General features: G+C 52.0%; 17 protein-coding genes and 1 pseudogene. 11 read left to right on the top strand and 7 right to left on the bottom strand.

The genetic code is table 11. From position 1 onward, the window contains the following. Nucleotides 1-104 precede the first annotated feature (104 nt). Both FDX11_RS10760 and FDX11_RS10755 read left to right on the top strand, forming a co-directional pair. Entirely contained in the window at nucleotides 105-437 is a 333-nt protein-coding gene (locus tag FDX11_RS10760) for a hypothetical protein (RefSeq protein WP_137397885.1), read from the top strand. A 191-nt stretch (nucleotides 438-628) separates the two neighbouring features. Then, a complete protein-coding gene (locus FDX11_RS10755) occupies nucleotides 629-1,039 on the top strand; it encodes a hemerythrin domain-containing protein (protein WP_137397884.1) in 411 nt (136 codons plus the stop codon). 85 nt (nucleotides 1,040-1,124) lie between these two features. Here the strand turns inward: FDX11_RS10755 and FDX11_RS10750 are convergent, their stop codons facing one another. From FDX11_RS10750 to FDX11_RS10745, 3 genes and pseudogenes are all read right to left on the bottom strand, one after another. Further along, nucleotides 1,125-1,364 (bottom strand): DinI family protein, encoded by a 240-nt coding sequence (locus FDX11_RS10750; RefSeq protein ID WP_000497460.1) that lies wholly within the window; start codon nucleotides 1,362-1,364, stop codon nucleotides 1,125-1,127. Between the two features lie 261 nt (nucleotides 1,365-1,625). Further along, nucleotides 1,626-1,721, bottom strand: a pseudogene (locus tag FDX11_RS25450) (hypothetical protein); the annotation flags it as partial. Beyond that, a complete protein-coding gene (locus tag FDX11_RS10745) occupies nucleotides 1,718-2,284 on the bottom strand; it encodes a hydrolase (RefSeq protein ID WP_137397883.1) in 567 nt (188 codons plus the stop codon). The gene FDX11_RS10745 and the pseudogene FDX11_RS25450, both read right to left, overlap by 4 nt. Before the next feature lie 266 nt (nucleotides 2,285-2,550). On the opposite strand from FDX11_RS10745, the gene aspS reads away from it, so the two are divergent. The 6 genes from aspS (at nucleotide 2,551) to ruvB (ending at nucleotide 7,807) form a co-directional block, all read left to right on the top strand. Beyond that, nucleotides 2,551-4,323: an aspartate--tRNA ligase gene (gene aspS / locus FDX11_RS10735; RefSeq protein ID WP_042307805.1), complete on the top strand. Its 1,773-nt coding sequence runs from the start codon at nucleotides 2,551-2,553 to the stop codon at nucleotides 4,321-4,323. Nucleotide 4,324: 1 nt separating this feature from the next. Next, a complete protein-coding gene (gene nudB / locus FDX11_RS10730; protein WP_042307807.1) occupies nucleotides 4,325-4,768 on the top strand; it encodes a dihydroneopterin triphosphate diphosphatase in 444 nt (147 codons plus the stop codon). Nucleotides 4,769-4,796: 28 nt separating this feature from the next. Beyond that, complete coding sequence (locus FDX11_RS10725; protein WP_006684137.1) at nucleotides 4,797-5,540, top strand: YebC/PmpR family DNA-binding transcriptional regulator; 744 nt, start codon at nucleotides 4,797-4,799, stop codon at nucleotides 5,538-5,540. Nucleotides 5,541-5,574: 34 nt separating this feature from the next. After that, nucleotides 5,575-6,096 (top strand): crossover junction endodeoxyribonuclease RuvC, encoded by a 522-nt coding sequence (gene ruvC, locus FDX11_RS10720; RefSeq protein ID WP_003034867.1) that lies wholly within the window; start codon nucleotides 5,575-5,577, stop codon nucleotides 6,094-6,096. An 80-nt stretch (nucleotides 6,097-6,176) separates the two neighbouring features. Continuing rightward, complete coding sequence (gene ruvA, locus FDX11_RS10715) at nucleotides 6,177-6,788, top strand: Holliday junction branch migration protein RuvA (RefSeq protein WP_038641428.1); 612 nt, start codon at nucleotides 6,177-6,179, stop codon at nucleotides 6,786-6,788. An 8-nt stretch (nucleotides 6,789-6,796) separates the two neighbouring features. Next, entirely contained in the window at nucleotides 6,797-7,807 is a 1,011-nt protein-coding gene (ruvB, locus tag FDX11_RS10710; protein WP_005120696.1) for a Holliday junction branch migration DNA helicase RuvB, read from the top strand. A 78-nt stretch (nucleotides 7,808-7,885) separates the two neighbouring features. Here the strand turns inward: ruvB and znuB are convergent, their stop codons facing one another. Continuing rightward, nucleotides 7,886-8,671: a zinc ABC transporter permease subunit ZnuB gene (gene znuB, locus FDX11_RS10705; protein ID WP_042307812.1), complete on the bottom strand. Its 786-nt coding sequence runs from the start codon at nucleotides 8,669-8,671 to the stop codon at nucleotides 7,886-7,888. After that, the gene (gene znuC, locus FDX11_RS10700) at nucleotides 8,668-9,423 is read right to left on the bottom strand and encodes a zinc ABC transporter ATP-binding protein ZnuC (protein WP_006684140.1); all 756 of its coding nucleotides are present in this window, start codon (nucleotides 9,421-9,423) and stop codon (nucleotides 8,668-8,670) included. Before znuC ends, znuB begins: the two co-directional genes overlap by 4 nt. 78 nt (nucleotides 9,424-9,501) lie before the next feature. On the opposite strand from znuC, the gene znuA reads away from it, so the two are divergent. The 3 genes from znuA to lpxM all read left to right on the top strand — a co-directional run bounded on the left by znuA (nucleotide 9,502) and on the right by lpxM (nucleotide 12,872). Continuing rightward, nucleotides 9,502-10,446, top strand: coding sequence for a zinc ABC transporter substrate-binding protein ZnuA (znuA, locus tag FDX11_RS10695; RefSeq protein WP_137397881.1), 945 nt, complete (start codon nucleotides 9,502-9,504; stop codon nucleotides 10,444-10,446). 15 nt (nucleotides 10,447-10,461) lie between these two features. Further along, on the top strand, nucleotides 10,462-11,781 hold the full coding sequence (mepM, locus tag FDX11_RS10690; RefSeq protein ID WP_050764953.1) for a murein DD-endopeptidase MepM: 1,320 nt from the start codon (nucleotides 10,462-10,464) through the stop codon (nucleotides 11,779-11,781). 119 nt (nucleotides 11,782-11,900) lie between these two features. After that, a complete protein-coding gene (gene lpxM / locus FDX11_RS10685) occupies nucleotides 11,901-12,872 on the top strand; it encodes a lauroyl-Kdo(2)-lipid IV(A) myristoyltransferase (RefSeq protein ID WP_137348896.1) in 972 nt (323 codons plus the stop codon). A 46-nt stretch (nucleotides 12,873-12,918) separates the two neighbouring features. Here lpxM and pyk read toward each other — a convergent pair whose 3' ends face one another. Beyond that, nucleotides 12,919-14,361, bottom strand: a complete 1,443-nt coding sequence (gene pyk, locus FDX11_RS10680) for a pyruvate kinase (RefSeq protein ID WP_042307816.1) — start codon at nucleotides 14,359-14,361, stop codon at nucleotides 12,919-12,921. A gap of 118 nt (nucleotides 14,362-14,479) precedes the next feature. After that, nucleotides 14,480-15,349 carry a MurR/RpiR family transcriptional regulator gene (locus FDX11_RS10675; protein WP_042308002.1) on the bottom strand — a complete coding sequence of 290 codons (870 nt, stop codon included), beginning with the start codon at nucleotides 15,347-15,349 and terminating at the stop codon, nucleotides 14,480-14,482. Between the last annotated feature and the right edge of the window lie 125 nt (nucleotides 15,350-15,474).

Raw genomic sequence — 15,474 nt, 5'->3', positions numbered from 1 at the left:
TTGTCATAAACGAGTTCCACGAACATTGCTCATTGCTCCTTTACTGGATGGGTATACAGTATTTATACTGTGTTTTTATCCAGCATTCAAGAGAGGGCGTAAACATGGGCTTTCCTTCACCAGCTACCGACTATATAGAGCAGCGGGTTACGCCAGCCAGTGTCTGCATGAATCCCGACAGTCGCATCCTCGAGACGTCGGCGGGTTATGCGATCATCGTCCCGGTCACGCGCCCACAGCAGGGTGATGCGCTGTTGATTCTGTCCGGAGGTCGGACGCAGTTTGCGAAGCTTAGGGGGAAAGCGTTAATCACGGATGACGGCGAAGCGATCGAAGGTGATGCAGCTGAAGAGGCTGAGGTTATGAGGCGGGTGACGCACTTTATCAACAGCACTGATGCTGCGATATCTCTTGAGGCGGCATTGGCGCAGTTTTGAGACATATGTACGATAGAAAAATTCCGAAGATTGGCAATAGATCTCTTTATATTTGCATTCAAATTTTGTTTATTATGTATTTACATAACGTAAATTTATAAAATTTAATAAAAACAACTCAGATTGCTTATTTTTAAAGATGCATTTAATATATATGTTATAAATTGCAAAGCTCATTAAGGGATTCCCCAGTGAATATTGATAAAATGAAGATCCAGCATGCCGAGATTATCCATAAAATTAGCCGCCTCAGGGAGCTTAGCCGGGCGGGTGTGACGGCTCATGCGCAAGAAATCGCTCAAACCGTTATCAGTTTGAGTTCTGTGATTAAAGTACACCTTTCTGCCGAAGATCAGTTTTTATATCCTTATCTGGAAAAGGTGAACGATCAAAAGCTAAAAACAATGAGCGTAAATTTTCAGCGCGAGATGGCTGATATTGTTGCCGAGTATGAAAAGTTTTCCCGTCGCTGGAATACGGCAAATAAGCTTATCAATTGTGACGAGGCATTTCGCCGCGACGCGAATGTAGTGTTGCGCAAGGTGCATGAACGAATGCAGCGCGAGGATCATAATTTTTATCCGCTGGTAGAGCAGCTTTAAAAAAGGGCGGCAATGGTTCATCCAATACGGGAATTTGGTTTCCCGTATCCAGAAAGGTATGAAAAGGACTTGGTAAAAGCTGGCACTACTCCGAAACTAACCACATATCGGATTCTTCAAACATTTCCTCCAGCATGCGGTTCAGCTTCTCCCGATCGCTTTTGCTGGCATCGCTGTTTAAGCCGTTCGCCTGCATCGGCTTAACCTTCACTTCTGCATCCGGAAAGATCCGGTGCACTCGCTTTGTTAACTCATTCAGAATTATTTCTCTGGCACCTGTTAATCCTTCAACATTCCGTTTGTCGTACACCAACTCAACGAACATACCGCCTCCAAAGCAACAATGATTTTGCACGCAATTTACACTGTTTATTTATACAGCGTCAACGGTTGGACACGTAGCTTTTTAAGGAAGGTTTTTGGGGCATGTATGGGGCATAAATGCCAGTTTTGGGGCATGGTTGGGACATTTTAACTCATATGAACTTAACCGAATTTCATATGGAGGCGTCTTATAATGCACTGATTAATCTATAGAAAACACATGCTCTTGGGCGTTCTTTAGTGATTTTAAAAATTACCGCGTCACGCAGTTAAAGTGGCGGGCATACTCTTCCAGGCTGGTGATCCCAAGTCGCACCCATTTCGGGTGCGACCACTGGGGTAAGCCGATATAGATCATAACGCTTGCAGGATCTCGTCCACGCTGCGAACGCGCGCAATACGTGGGAAAATGTGTGTCATGCTGCCCTGATGCTGATCAGCACTTGCGGCGCTACAGGCATCTTCCGCAACGATCAGATTAAATCCTAGCTCCCACGCGTTTCGCGCGGTGGATTCCACGCCAATATTCGTGGAGATGCCACACAGGACGATGGTATCGATACCCCGGCGGCGCAACTGTAGCTCGAGATCGGTACCGTAGAACGCGCCCCACTGACGTTTGGTGACTTCCAGATCGCTGGCGCATTTGCCCAAAGCTTGCGGATAATCCCACCAGTTGTCGGGTAACGCTTTGGCCGGGGCCTGGGCATCAACCGGTTGTTTCAGCGCTTCGGCATAATCATCAGACCAGCCAACGCGTACCATAACTACTGGAGAACCCTTAGCACGAAATTTTTCCGCCAACCGTGCGGCGCGGGTAACCACATCGTGTGCCGTATGTGGTCCGCCAGCGAAAGGCAGGATCCCTTCCTGTAAGTCAATAACGACAAGGGCGGTTGTTTTTGCGTTCAGTTCCAACATGGTCACTCCAGTAAAAAATAAGAATTCCGTTACACCTTAATCGCGAATCAGTGTGAAAGGGACGACAATTTTTGTTATTTTTTGTGAGATTACGCAATGCCCGTCGAGGAAACAGGCGTACAGTCAGTACCGGACTTATCGTGCGGCAGAATTTCCAGTATAATAGCCGCCTTTTTTCATTCAGTTGTGACATTCAGCTAAAGCTGCGACTTCGTCATCTGCGAGACAGGTGACAATCCGCCTGCGGCAAAGTTAAGGGATATCTCATGCGTACAGAATATTGCGGGCAGCTACGTCTGTCCCACGAGGGGCAGCAGGTGACTCTGTGTGGTTGGGTCAACCGTCGTCGTGATCTTGGTAGCCTGATCTTTATCGATATGCGCGACCGCGAAGGTATCGTGCAGGTATTTTTCGATCCGGACCGTGCGGACGCGTTAAAGCTGGCCTCCGAACTGCGTAATGAGTTCTGCATCCAGGTTACGGGCACTGTACGTGCGCGTGATGCGAAAAACGTCAATGCCGATATGGCGACTGGCGAAATTGAAGTACTGGCGTCCGATCTGACCATCATCAACCGTTCAGACTCACTGCCGCTGGACTCTAACCACGTCAATACCGAAGAAGCGCGTCTGAAGTATCGTTATCTGGATCTGCGTCGTCCTGAAATGGCGCAGCGCCTGAAAACACGCGCCAAAATTACCAGCCTGGTTCGTCGTTTTATGGACGATCACGGCTTCCTCGACATCGAAACCCCGATGTTGACCAAAGCGACGCCGGAAGGTGCGCGCGACTATCTGGTGCCTTCCCGCGTTCATAAAGGCAAGTTTTACGCGCTGCCGCAGTCTCCTCAGCTGTTCAAACAGCTGCTGATGATGTCTGGCTTTGACCGCTACTATCAGATCGTAAAATGCTTCCGCGATGAAGACTTACGTGCTGACCGTCAGCCTGAATTTACCCAGATCGATGTGGAGACATCCTTCATGACTGCGCCGCAGGTGCGAGAAGTGATGGAAGCGTTAGTGCGTAATCTGTGGCTGGAAGTGAAAGGTGTGGATCTCGGTGATTTCCCGATCATGACCTTTGCCGAGGCTGAGCGCCGTTACGGCTCCGATAAACCAGACCTGCGTAACCCAATGGAGCTGGTTGACGTCGCCGATCTGGTAAAAGACGTTGAGTTCGCGGTGTTCTCTGGTCCGGCGAACGATCCAAAAGGCCGTGTTGCAGCCCTGCGCGTACCGGGCGGTGCGAGCTTAAGTCGTAAGCAGATCGATGATTACGGTAACTTTATTAAGATCTACGGCGCGAAAGGCCTGGCTTACATCAAAGTCACCGAGCGCGCGAAAGGTCTGGAAGGTATCACCAGCCCGGTGGCTAAGTTCCTGAACGCAGAAATCGTGGAAGCGATTCTGGCGCGTACCGGTGCACAAGACGGCGACATGATTTTCTTCGGTGCCGACAACAAGAAAGTGGTTGCCGACGCGATGGGCGCGCTGCGTCTGAAACTGGGTAAAGATCTGAGCATTACCGACGAGTCGAAATGGGCGCCGCTGTGGGTCATCGACTTCCCGATGTTTGAAGACGATGGTGAAGGCGGTCTGACCGCGATGCACCACCCGTTCACCTCGCCGAAAGACATGACCGCTGCTGAGCTGAAAGCTGCGCCGGAAGATGCGGTTGCCAACGCTTACGATATGGTTATCAACGGCTATGAAGTAGGTGGTGGTTCCGTCCGTATTCACAACGGTGATATGCAGCAGACCGTATTCGGTATTCTGGGCATTAACGAGCAAGAGCAGCGCGAGAAATTCGGCTTCCTGCTGGATGCGCTAAAATATGGTACACCGCCGCATGCGGGCCTGGCATTTGGTCTGGATCGTCTGACCATGTTGCTGACGGGTACTGATAACATTCGAGACGTTATTGCCTTCCCGAAAACGACGGCAGCCGCGTGTCTGATGACTGAAGCGCCAAGTTTCGCTAACGAAGCTGCGCTGGCGGAACTGAGCATTCAGGTTGTGAAGAAGGCCGAGAATAACTGATATGAAGTACAAACAGCCTGTCTCGGTGTTGGTCGTGATTTATGCAAAGGACACCGGGAGAGTGCTGATGTTACAGCGACGCGACGATCCTGACTTCTGGCAGTCGGTCACCGGCAGCCTGGAAGAGGGTGAAACCGCGTCGCAGGCCGCCATGCGCGAAGTAAAGGAAGAGGTCGCCATTGATGTTGCGACTGAGCAACTGACCTTAATTGACTGTCAGCGCACGGTGGAGTTTGAGATTTTTCGCCATTTACGTCATCGCTATGCGCCGGGAATTGAGCGTAATACTGAATCCTGGTTTTGCCTGGCTCTTCCCTCAGAACGAGAGATCGTGTTCACCGAACATCTGACCTATCGTTGGGTTAATGCGGTTGAAGCCGCCCAGTTAACCAAGTCGTGGAGTAATCGGCAGGCGATTGAAGAATTTGTGATTAACGTCGCCTGAGAAGGCGCGCTTTTTGGAGATATTATTTATGGCAGGTCATAGTAAATGGGCCAACACCAGACATCGTAAAGCCGCTCAGGATGCTAAACGCGGTAAAATTTTTACCAAAATCATTCGCGAGTTGGTAACGGCGGCTAAACTGGGCGGTGGCGATCCGGATGCTAACCCGCGTCTGCGCGCGGCGGTGGATAAAGCGCTGTCCAACAACATGACCCGTGACACCCTGAACCGTGCCATCGCGCGTGGCGTGGGCGGTGATGAAGACTCGAACATGGAAACCATCATCTATGAAGGTTACGGTCCTGGCGGCACAGCCGTGATGATTGAATGCCTGTCTGACAACCGTAACCGTACCGTGGCTGAAGTGCGTCATGCGTTCAGCAAAACCGGCGGTAATCTGGGCACCGACGGCTCCGTGGCTTACCTGTTCAGCAAAAAAGGCGTGATCTCTTTTGAGAAAGGCGACGAAGACACCATTATGGAAGCGGCGCTGGAAGCCGGTGCTGAAGATGTAGTGACCTACGACGACGGCGCGATTGATGTTTACACCGCGTGGGAAGAGATGGGCAAAGTGCGTGACGCGCTGGAAGCGGCTGGCCTGAAAGCAGACAGCGCTGAAGTGACGATGATCCCATCCACTAAAGCGGACATGGATGCTGAAACGGCACCGAAACTGATGCGTCTGATCGATATGCTGGAAGACTGCGACGACGTACAGGAAGTTTACCACAACGGTGAAATCTCCGATGAGGTTGCTGCGACCTTAGAATGATGTGGTTAAGCCATAAAGTAACAGGAGATGCGTGATGTCTATTATTCTCGGAATTGACCCGGGGTCACGCATTACCGGTTATGGCGTAATCCGTCAGGTCGGCAGGCAACTGACCTACCTCGGCAGCGGCTGTATTCGCACCAAAGTCGACGATCTTCCATCACGTTTGAAGCTAATTTATGCGGGCGTGACGGAGATCATCACCCAGTTCCAGCCGGACTATTTTGCCATTGAGCAGGTTTTTATGGCAAAGAATGCCGACTCGGCGCTAAAGCTGGGGCAGGCGCGCGGTGTGGCAATCGTTGCGGCGACCAATCAGGATCTTCCGGTCTTTGAATACGCGGCCCGCCAGGTAAAACAGACCGTGGTTGGTATCGGTAGTGCGGAAAAAAGCCAGGTACAGCACATGGTGCGTACGCTGCTGAAGCTGCCCGCCAACCCGCAGGCGGACGCCGCGGATGCGTTGGCGATTGCCATTACCCACTGCCATGTCAGTCAGAATGCCATGCAAATGAGCGAGTCGAGGCTGAATTTGGCGCGAGGTCGGTTACGTTAGTGACAAATGAGGCTGGATATCTATCCAGCCTTTTTTTATGATAGCGCATTACCTTTTAGCCCTTAACGCAGGAGCGTCACGTGATAGGCAGACTCAGAGGCATCATTCTTGAAAAACAACCCCCGCTGGTCCTTCTGGAAACCGGCGGCGTCGGCTATGAAGTGCATATGCCCATGACCTGTTTTTACGAGCTGCCGGAAGCCGGACAGGAAGCGATTATCTTCACCCATTTTGTGGTGCGTGAAGACGCGCAGTTGCTGTATGGCTTCAACAACAAGCAAGAACGCACGCTATTTAAAGAGTTAATTAAAACCAACGGCGTAGGCCCGAAGCTGGCACTGGCGATCCTTTCCGGTATGTCTGCCCAGCAGTTCGTGAATGCCGTTGAACGTGAAGAGCTTGGCGCGCTGGTGAAGCTACCTGGTATTGGAAAGAAAACTGCCGAACGTTTGATTGTTGAAATGAAGGACCGCTTTAAAGGTCTGCATGGCGATCTCTTCACCCCGGCGGCAGATCTCGTCCTGACCTCTCCGGCAAGTCCGGCAACGGAGGACGCCGAGCAGGAAGCGGTTGCTGCGTTGGTGGCGTTAGGCTATAAACCACAGGAAGCCAGCCGCATGGTGAGCAAAATTGCCCGCCCTGATGCCAGCAGTGAAACCCTGATTCGTGAAGCGCTTCGCGCGGCATTGTGAGGTAAAGGATGATTGAAGCAGATCGCCTGATTTCGGCTGTCAGCACGACACCTGAAGACCTGGTGGATCGTGCGATCCGCCCTAAATTGCTGGAAGAGTATATTGGCCAGCCTCAGGTACGCTCGCAAATGGAGATTTTTATCCAGGCGGCTAAGCTGCGTGGTGATGCCCTCGATCACCTGCTGATTTTCGGCCCTCCTGGCCTCGGTAAAACCACGCTTGCCAATATTGTTGCCAATGAAATGGGCGTCAACCTGCGTACCACATCCGGACCGGTACTGGAGAAAGCGGGCGATCTGGCGGCTATGCTCACTAACCTTGAACCCCACGATGTGCTGTTTATCGATGAGATCCATCGCCTGTCACCGGTGGTGGAAGAGGTGCTGTATCCGGCGATGGAAGATTATCAGCTGGATATCATGATTGGCGAAGGGCCTGCTGCACGTTCAATTAAGATCGATCTGCCACCGTTTACCCTGATTGGGGCGACGACGCGCGCCGGGTCGTTAACGTCCCCGCTGCGTGATCGCTTTGGTATTGTGCAGCGCCTGGAGTTCTATCAGGTTGCCGATCTGCAGCACATTGTCGGACGTAGCGCCCGCTTCATGGGACTTGAAATGAGCGATGAAGGGGCGTTGGAAGTGGCGCGTCGCGCCCGCGGTACGCCGCGTATCGCCAACCGTTTATTACGCCGGGTACGTGATTTTGCCGAGGTGAAGCATGACGGCACCATTTCGGCGGATATCGCCGCTCAGGCGCTGGATATGCTCAACGTCGACGCGGAAGGCTTCGATTATATGGACCGCAAGCTGCTGCTGGCGGTGATCGATAAATTCTTCGGTGGACCGGTCGGCCTGGATAACCTGGCAGCGGCAATCGGGGAAGAACGTGAAACCATTGAGGATGTGCTGGAGCCGTATCTGATTCAGCAAGGTTTTCTGCAGCGTACGCCGCGCGGAAGAATGGCAACGGTGCGCGCCTGGAACCATTTCGGGATCACGCCGCCAGAGATGCCTTAACGCCTGAAGTCGCTACATTCATCAGGCCTGGGCGATTTTGTAGGCCCGGTAAGCGCAATGCCACCGGGCAACACACGTTTAGCTTGCCTGCTTTTTCATCATACTGAAGATAAACAGCAGCGCGGCGCACAGCACAACGGATGGCCCTGCTGGGGTATCATAAAAGGCTGAGAAGGTCAGTCCCCCTGTAACCGCTATCATACCCACACCAACGGCGACGCCGGCCATCTGTTCCGGCGTACGGGCGAAACGACGGGCGGTTGCCGCAGGGATGATCAGCAGCGAGGTTATAATCAGCGCCCCGACAAACTTCATCGCCACACCGATAGTTAAAGCTGTAACCAGCATCAGCAGCAGCTTAACGCGTTGCAGCTTCACGCCATCAACAAAGGCCAGGTCCGGACTGATGGTCATTGACAGCAGGTTGCGCCACTGCCAGAACAGAATCGCCAGAACGATAACCACGCCAATAGCGATGGAGATGAGATCTTCTGGCGTCACGGCGAGTAAATCACCAAACAGGTAGGCCATCAGATCCACGCGGATGTTTGACATCAAGCTGACGACAACCAGCCCCAATGACAACGCGCTGTGCGCCATAATACCGAGCAAGGTATCGATCGCGAGGTGAGGGCGCTTCTCCAGCCATACCAGGCCGGCCGCCAGCAGCAGGGTCACGGCAATGACGGCATAGAAAGGATTTACATTCAACAGCAGACCAAAAGCGACACCCAGCAGTGAGGCGTGGGCCAGCGTATCACCAAAATAAGACATGCGACGCCAGACGACGAACGAGCCGAGTGGGCCAGCGGCACAGGCCAGCATGATCCCGGCTAACCAACCGGGTAATAACAATTCAATCATGAGTGACCATTTCCCCGACGTAAGACGATACGACCCTGTAAATCGTGGCGATGATTATGATTATGACGGTAAATTCCGAGTTGTTCGGCGCCGCGTTGCCCGAACATTGAGATGAATTCTGGGTGCATGGAAACCACTTCCGGCGCGCCGGAACAGCAAATATGATGGTTGAGGCACAGCACTTCATCGGTTTTAGCCATCACCAGATGCAGGTCATGGGAAACCATCAGTACGGCGCAATCCAGTTCGCGTCGTAACTGGTCGATAAGATCGTACAGTGCGACCTGACCATTGACATCCACACCCTGAGTTGGCTCATCAAGGACCAGTAGTTGAGGCTTATTCAATAAAGCCCGGGCCAACAGGACGCGTTGCGTTTCCCCGCCAGAGAGTTTTTGCATCGGTGCATTCATCAGATGCCCGGCCTGAACACGCTTCAGCGCCGGAAGGATATCCTCTTTTTTGGTGCCGGGACGTAAGCGCAGAAAACGACTTACCGTCAGCGGAAGCGTGGTATCGAGGTATAGCTTTTGCGGCACATAGCCAATCCGCAATTGACCATTACGCTTGATAACTCCCTCATCAGCCGCTACCAGCCCTAAAACAACGCGCACCAGCGTAGACTTGCCGGCGCCATTCGGGCCGAGAAGCGTCAAAATTTTACCGGGTCGAAGTTCAAGCGATACGTCAGAAAGGACGCGGCGTTGACCATAAGAGACCGAGACATTTTCCAGTGAAACCAAAGTCGTCATATCAATTTTAGTCTTGCAGAAGTTATAGAATGTTATAATATCACATTTCTTACATTCATTACGATGATTGGTCGCATTATGTTACATAAAAATACGCTTCTTTTCGCAGCATTATCCGCTGCTCTTTGGGGTAGTGCAACACAGGCGGCAAATGCCGCTGTAGTGGCGTCTCTTAAGCCGCTGGGATTTATTGCTTCAGCCATTGCTGATGGGGTAACTGATACCCAGGTTCTGCTGCCTGACGGGGCTTCCGAACACGATTACTCACTACGTCCTTCAGACGTAAAACGCTTACAGGGCGCGGACTTAGTCGTGTGGATTGGACCTGAGATGGAAGCGTTTATGGAAAAGTCAGTCAAGAATATTCCTAACGCGAAACAGGTAACGATTGCGCAGCTTAATGACGTGAAACCGTTACTCATGAAAGGTGCTGACGACGACGATGACGATCATGGACACAATGATGCTGGTGGTGAAAAAAGTGACGAGCATCACCATCATGGCGATTACAACATGCATCTTTGGCTCTCCCCAGAGATAGCGCGGGCCTCAGCGGTTGCAATCCATGAAAAATTAGTGGAACTTATGCCGCAAAGTCGAGCCAAACTTGACGCCAACCTGAAGGATTTTGAGGCACAATTAGCCGCAACCGATAAGCAGGTAGGTAACGAGCTCGCGCCGCTCAAGGGTAAAGGTTATTTCGTTTTTCATGACGCCTATGGCTACTACGAGAAACACTACGGACTAACGCCGCTTGGTCACTTTACCGTGAACCCTGAGATTCAACCTGGTGCGCAGCGTTTACATGAAATAAGAACACAGTTGGTTGAGCAAAAAGCAACCTGCGTTTTTGCTGAGCCACAGTTCAGGCCAGCGGTCGTTGAAGCCGTCGCGAGAGGGACAACCGTTCGAATGGGAACGTTGGATCCGCTCGGAACGAATATCAAACTGGGTAAAACAAGCTATTCAGCGTTTTTGAACCAATTAGCCAACCAGTATGCGAGCTGCCTGAAAGGAGATTAATGAGGAAGTGAATACGTGCAACAGATAGCCCGCTCTGTCGCTCTGGCATTTAATAATCTGCCTCGACCCCATCGCGTTATGCTGGGGTCGCTTACTGTACTGACATTGGCCGTCGCTGTGTGGCGGCCCTATGTTTACCACCCCGATTCTGCACCCATCGTCAAAACTATCGAGCTGGAAAAAAGCGAGATTCGTTCACTGTTGCCTGAGGCCAGCGAACCTATCGATCAGGCCGCTCAGGAAGATGAAGCTATCCCCCAGGATGAACTGGATGACAAAACGTCTGGTGAGGCCGGTGTGCATGAGTATGTCGTCTCTACGGGCGATACGCTGAGCAGTATTCTGAATCAGTACGGCATCGATATGGGTGACATCAGCCAGCTTGCTGCTTCCGATAAAGAGTTGCGTAACCTGAAAATTGGTCAGCAACTTTCCTGGACGCTAAGTGCGGAAGGTGACCTGCAACGCCTGACCTGGGAAGTCTCTCGTCGCGAAACCCGTACTTACGATCGCACCGCGACGGGTTTCAAAATGAGTAGCGAAATGCAGCAGGGCGACTGGGTTAACAGCCGTATCAAAGGCACAGTCGGTGGGAGCTTTGTCGCCAGTGCTAAAGATGCCGGGCTGACCAGCTCTGAAATCAGTGCGGTGATCAAGGCCATGCAGTGGCAGATGGATTTCCGCAAACTGAAAAAAGGCGATGAGTTCTCGGTGCTGATGTCTCGCGAAATGCTCGACGGCAAACGTGAGCAAAGCCAACTGCTGGGCGTGCGTTTGCGTTCGGAAGGCAAAGATTATTATGCCATCCGCGCTGAAGACGGTAAGTTCTATGACCGTAATGGTACCGGACTGGCGAAAGGCTTCATGCGTTTCCCAACGGCGAAACAGTTCCGCATCTCCTCGAACTTTAACCCGCGTCGCCTGAACCCGGTAACGGGACGCGTGGCACCGCATAAAGGTGTCGACTTTGCGATGCCGCAGGGCACGCCAGTGCTGTCGGTAGGTGATGGTGAAGTGGTTGTCGCGAAGCGCAGCGGCGCCGCTGGCTATTATGTTGCGGTACGTCATGGTCGCACCTACACCACACGTTATATGCACTTGCGTAAGCTGTTGGTTAAGCCAGGACAAAAAGTGAAACGTGGCGACCGTATCGCGCTGTCAGGCAATACCGGACGCTCAACGGGCCCGCACCTGCATTACGAAGTGTGGATCAACCAGCAGGCTGTTAACCCACTGACGGCGAAACTGCCGCGTACAGAAGGGTTGACCGGCTCAGATCGCACTGATTACCTGGCACAGGTGAAAGAAGTTGTTCCTCAGCTGCGTTTCGATTAATTAGCACACTGACAGAGCCGGTACGCGATGCGTGCCGGTTTTTTTATTTTGTACGGCGCACGGTGCGCCGCTACACTATCAGCAGATTTACTTTTCGCGATACCAGACACTGGAAGAGCATGGAAACGAAAAAAAAGAATATTGAGTATATCCCTGAGTTTCACAAATCATTTCGCCATCCGCGCTACTGGGGCGCTTGGCTTGGCGTGGCGGCGATAGCCGGGATTGCGTTAACGCCAGCATCATTCCGCGATCCTGTTCTGGCGAAGCTCGGACGGCTCGCCGGAAGACTGGGAAAAAGCTCACGTCGCAGAGCATTAATCAATTTGTCTCTCTGCTTTCCTGAGCGTAGTGAAGCCGAGCGCGATGCTATTGTCGATGAAATGTTCGCGACCGCGCCTCAGGCGATGGTCATGATGGCGGAACTGGCGATACGCGGCCCGGAGAAAATTCAGAGTCGGGTTGACTGGCAAGGCCTGGATATCATCGAAGAGATGCGTCGCAACGATGAAAAGGTGATTTTTCTCGTTCCTCATGGCTGGGGGGTGGACATCCCGGCGATGTTGATGGCCTCTCAGGGGCAGAAAATGGCGGCGATGTTCCACAACCAGGGAAACCCGGTATTCGATTACGTATGGAACACAGTGCGCCGTCGTTTCGGTGGTCGCCTGCATGCGCGTAACGACGGTATCAAACCATTTATTCAGTCTGTACGTCAGGGATATTGGGGATACTATCTGCCGGATCAGGACCATGGTCCTGAACACAGCGAGTTTGTGGACTTTTTTGCTACCTATAAAGCAACGTTACCGGCGATTGGCCGTCTGATGAAGGTGTGCCATGCGCGCGTGGTGCCTCTGTTCCCGGTATATGATGGTAAAACGCACCGCCTGACGATCCAGGTACGTCCTCCGATGGATGACATTCTGACTGCGGATGATCACACCATTGCCAGACGAATGAACGAAGAGGTGGAAATTTTTGTTGCGCCACACCTTGAGCAATACACCTGGATTTTAAAGCTGCTTAAGACGCGTAAACCCGGTGAAATTGAGCCATATAAACGCAAAGATCTCTATCCGAAGAAATAAAAAAAAGCCTCTCAAACGAGAGGCTTTTTTACATCAAACGCTGGCGTTATTCGACAGTCAGAATACGCGTAGTGTTGGTGGAGCCAATGGTGCTCATGACATCGCCCTGGGTCACAATCACCAGATCACCGGAGACCAGATAACCTTTGTCGCGCAGCAGGTTCACCGCTTGATTGGCGGCAACCACGCCATCAGTTTCGCTGTCAAAGTGAACCGGGGTGACACCGCGATACAGAGAGGTCAGATTCAGCGTACGCTCATGACGAGACATCGCGAAAATCGGCAGACCAGAACTGATACGAGAGGTCATCAGCGCGGTACGACCAGACTCAGTCATCGCGATGATAGCGGTTACCCCTTTCAGGTGGTTAGCGGCATACATCGCTGACATAGCAATCGCTTCTTCGACGTTGTCAAACTGTACGTCAAGACGGTGTTTGGAGACATTGATGCTCGGGATCTTCTCGGCACCCAGGCATACGCGAGCCATTGCCGCGACGGTTTCTGCCGGGTACTGGCCTGCTGCCGTTTCTGCAGAGAGCATAACGGCATCGGTACCGTCCAGAACGGCGTTAGCCACGTCCATCACTTCCGCACGGGTCGGCATTGGGTTGGTAATCATCGACTCCATCATCTGTGTGGCGGTAATGACCGCACGGTTCAGCTGACGCGCGCGACGAATCAACGCTTTTTGAATACCTACCAGCTCAGGATCGCCGATTTCAACGCCCAGGTCGCCACGCGCCACCATCACCACGTCAGAGGCCAGGATGATATCATCCATCGCATTCTGGTCGCAGACAGCTTCCGCACGTTCTACCTTGGCGACAATTTTCGCGTCGCAGCCAGCGTCGCGCGCCAGACGGCGGGCATAGTTCAGATCTTCGCCGCAGCGAGGGAAGGAGACTGCCAGGTAGTCAACGCTGATTTGCGCTGCAGTGACGATGTCAGCTTTATCTTTTTCGGTCAGGGCTTCAGCAGAAAGACCGCCGCCCAGTTTGTTGATGCCTTTATTGTTGGACAGCGGGCCACCGACGGTGACTTCGGTGAAGACTTTCATACCCTGAACTTCCAGCACCTTAAGCTGTACGCGACCGTCGTCAAGTAACAGGATATCGCCTGGCACAACGTCAGCAGGCAGACCTTTATAATCGATCCCGACTTTTTCTTTGTCGCCTTCGCCTTTGCCGAGGTTGGCGTCTAACAGGAACTTGTCGCCAACATTAAGAAAAACTTTACCTTCTTTAAAGGTTGATACGCGGATTTTAGGTCCCTGCAGGTCACCCAAAATAGCTACATGACGTCCCAGTTTTGCGGCAATTTCACGGACCTTATCCGCCCGCATTTTGTGATCTTCTGGAGAGCCGTGCGAAAAGTTCATACGTACGACGTTCGCACCCGCAGCGATAATTTTTTCGAGGTTGTTATCGCGATCAGTTGCCGGGCCTAACGTGGTAACGATTTTGGTTCTGCGAAGCCTTCTGGACATGTAATACTCCGTTGACTGAAACAACTAGGTGTTGCGTGAACATTAATCCGGCCGTTCTCAAACATTGACGGTAAATGAACGACCCGGATGATAAAAGGGTAGAACATTGTTATTGCTTTTAGCGATCATCACTCTTGATGAGTAATTCTTTATCAAAACGCGATTCCTTGAGTGCTTCCTTGACACGCTTCAAGTTATCTCTAAATTTTGCCCCGCGGCGCAAAGTAAATCCTGTAGCCAGCACATCTATCACGGTCAGTTGAGCAAGTCGAGAGACCATGGGCATATAAATGTCAGTATCTTCCGGTACGTCGAGGGTAATGGCCAGCGTTGCTTCACGCGCCAGCGGCGTACCGGGAGAGGTCAAGGCGATAACCATCGCGTCGTTTTCCCTCGCCAACTGCGCCAGTTCAACCAGACTCTTGGTTCTTCCGGTATGCGAAATCAACACAATAACGTCGTCGTCGCTACAATTCATGCAACTCATGCGTTGCAGTACAATATCGTCGGAATAGATCACCGGTACGTTAAAACGAAAAAATTTGTTCATCGCGTCGTGCGCTACTGCGGCGGAAGACCCAAGGCCAAAAAAGGCAATTTTCTTTGCTTGGGTTAACAAATCCACCGCTCTGTTTACCGCGGTGTTATCCAGAGACTGGCGTACGTGGTCAAGACTTGCCATCGCCGACTCGAAGATTTTTCCCGTGTATGATTCTACGCTGTCATCCTCATCCACATTACGATTAACATATGGGGTGCCATTTGCCAGACTTTGCGCCAGATGCAGTTTAAAATCAGGAAAGCCGCGCGTATCCATACTGCGACAGAATCGGTTCACCGTTGGCTCGCTAACATTGGCTTCCAGCGCAAGCGCGGCGATGCTTGAATGGATTGCCCGGTCGGGTGAGGCAAGAATAATGTCAGCGACTTTACGTTCTGACTTGCTCAAATGTTCCAGTTTTAACTGGATTTTTTCCAGCATATTCATGATGTAGGTCGACTCATGGCTCATGGGAAAAAGCGATTTCAGCGATACGGGGAAATCGGGAGATACATTTGTTAGATATTACCCCTGCTAAGGAAGGAACGGGGCAAAATGGACAGAATAGTTGT

Source organism: Citrobacter sp. wls714 (genome assembly GCF_005281025.1).
Classification (GTDB): domain Bacteria; phylum Pseudomonadota; class Gammaproteobacteria; order Enterobacterales; family Enterobacteriaceae; genus Citrobacter; species Citrobacter werkmanii.
This window is presented reverse-complemented; position numbering and strand designations above follow the sequence as displayed.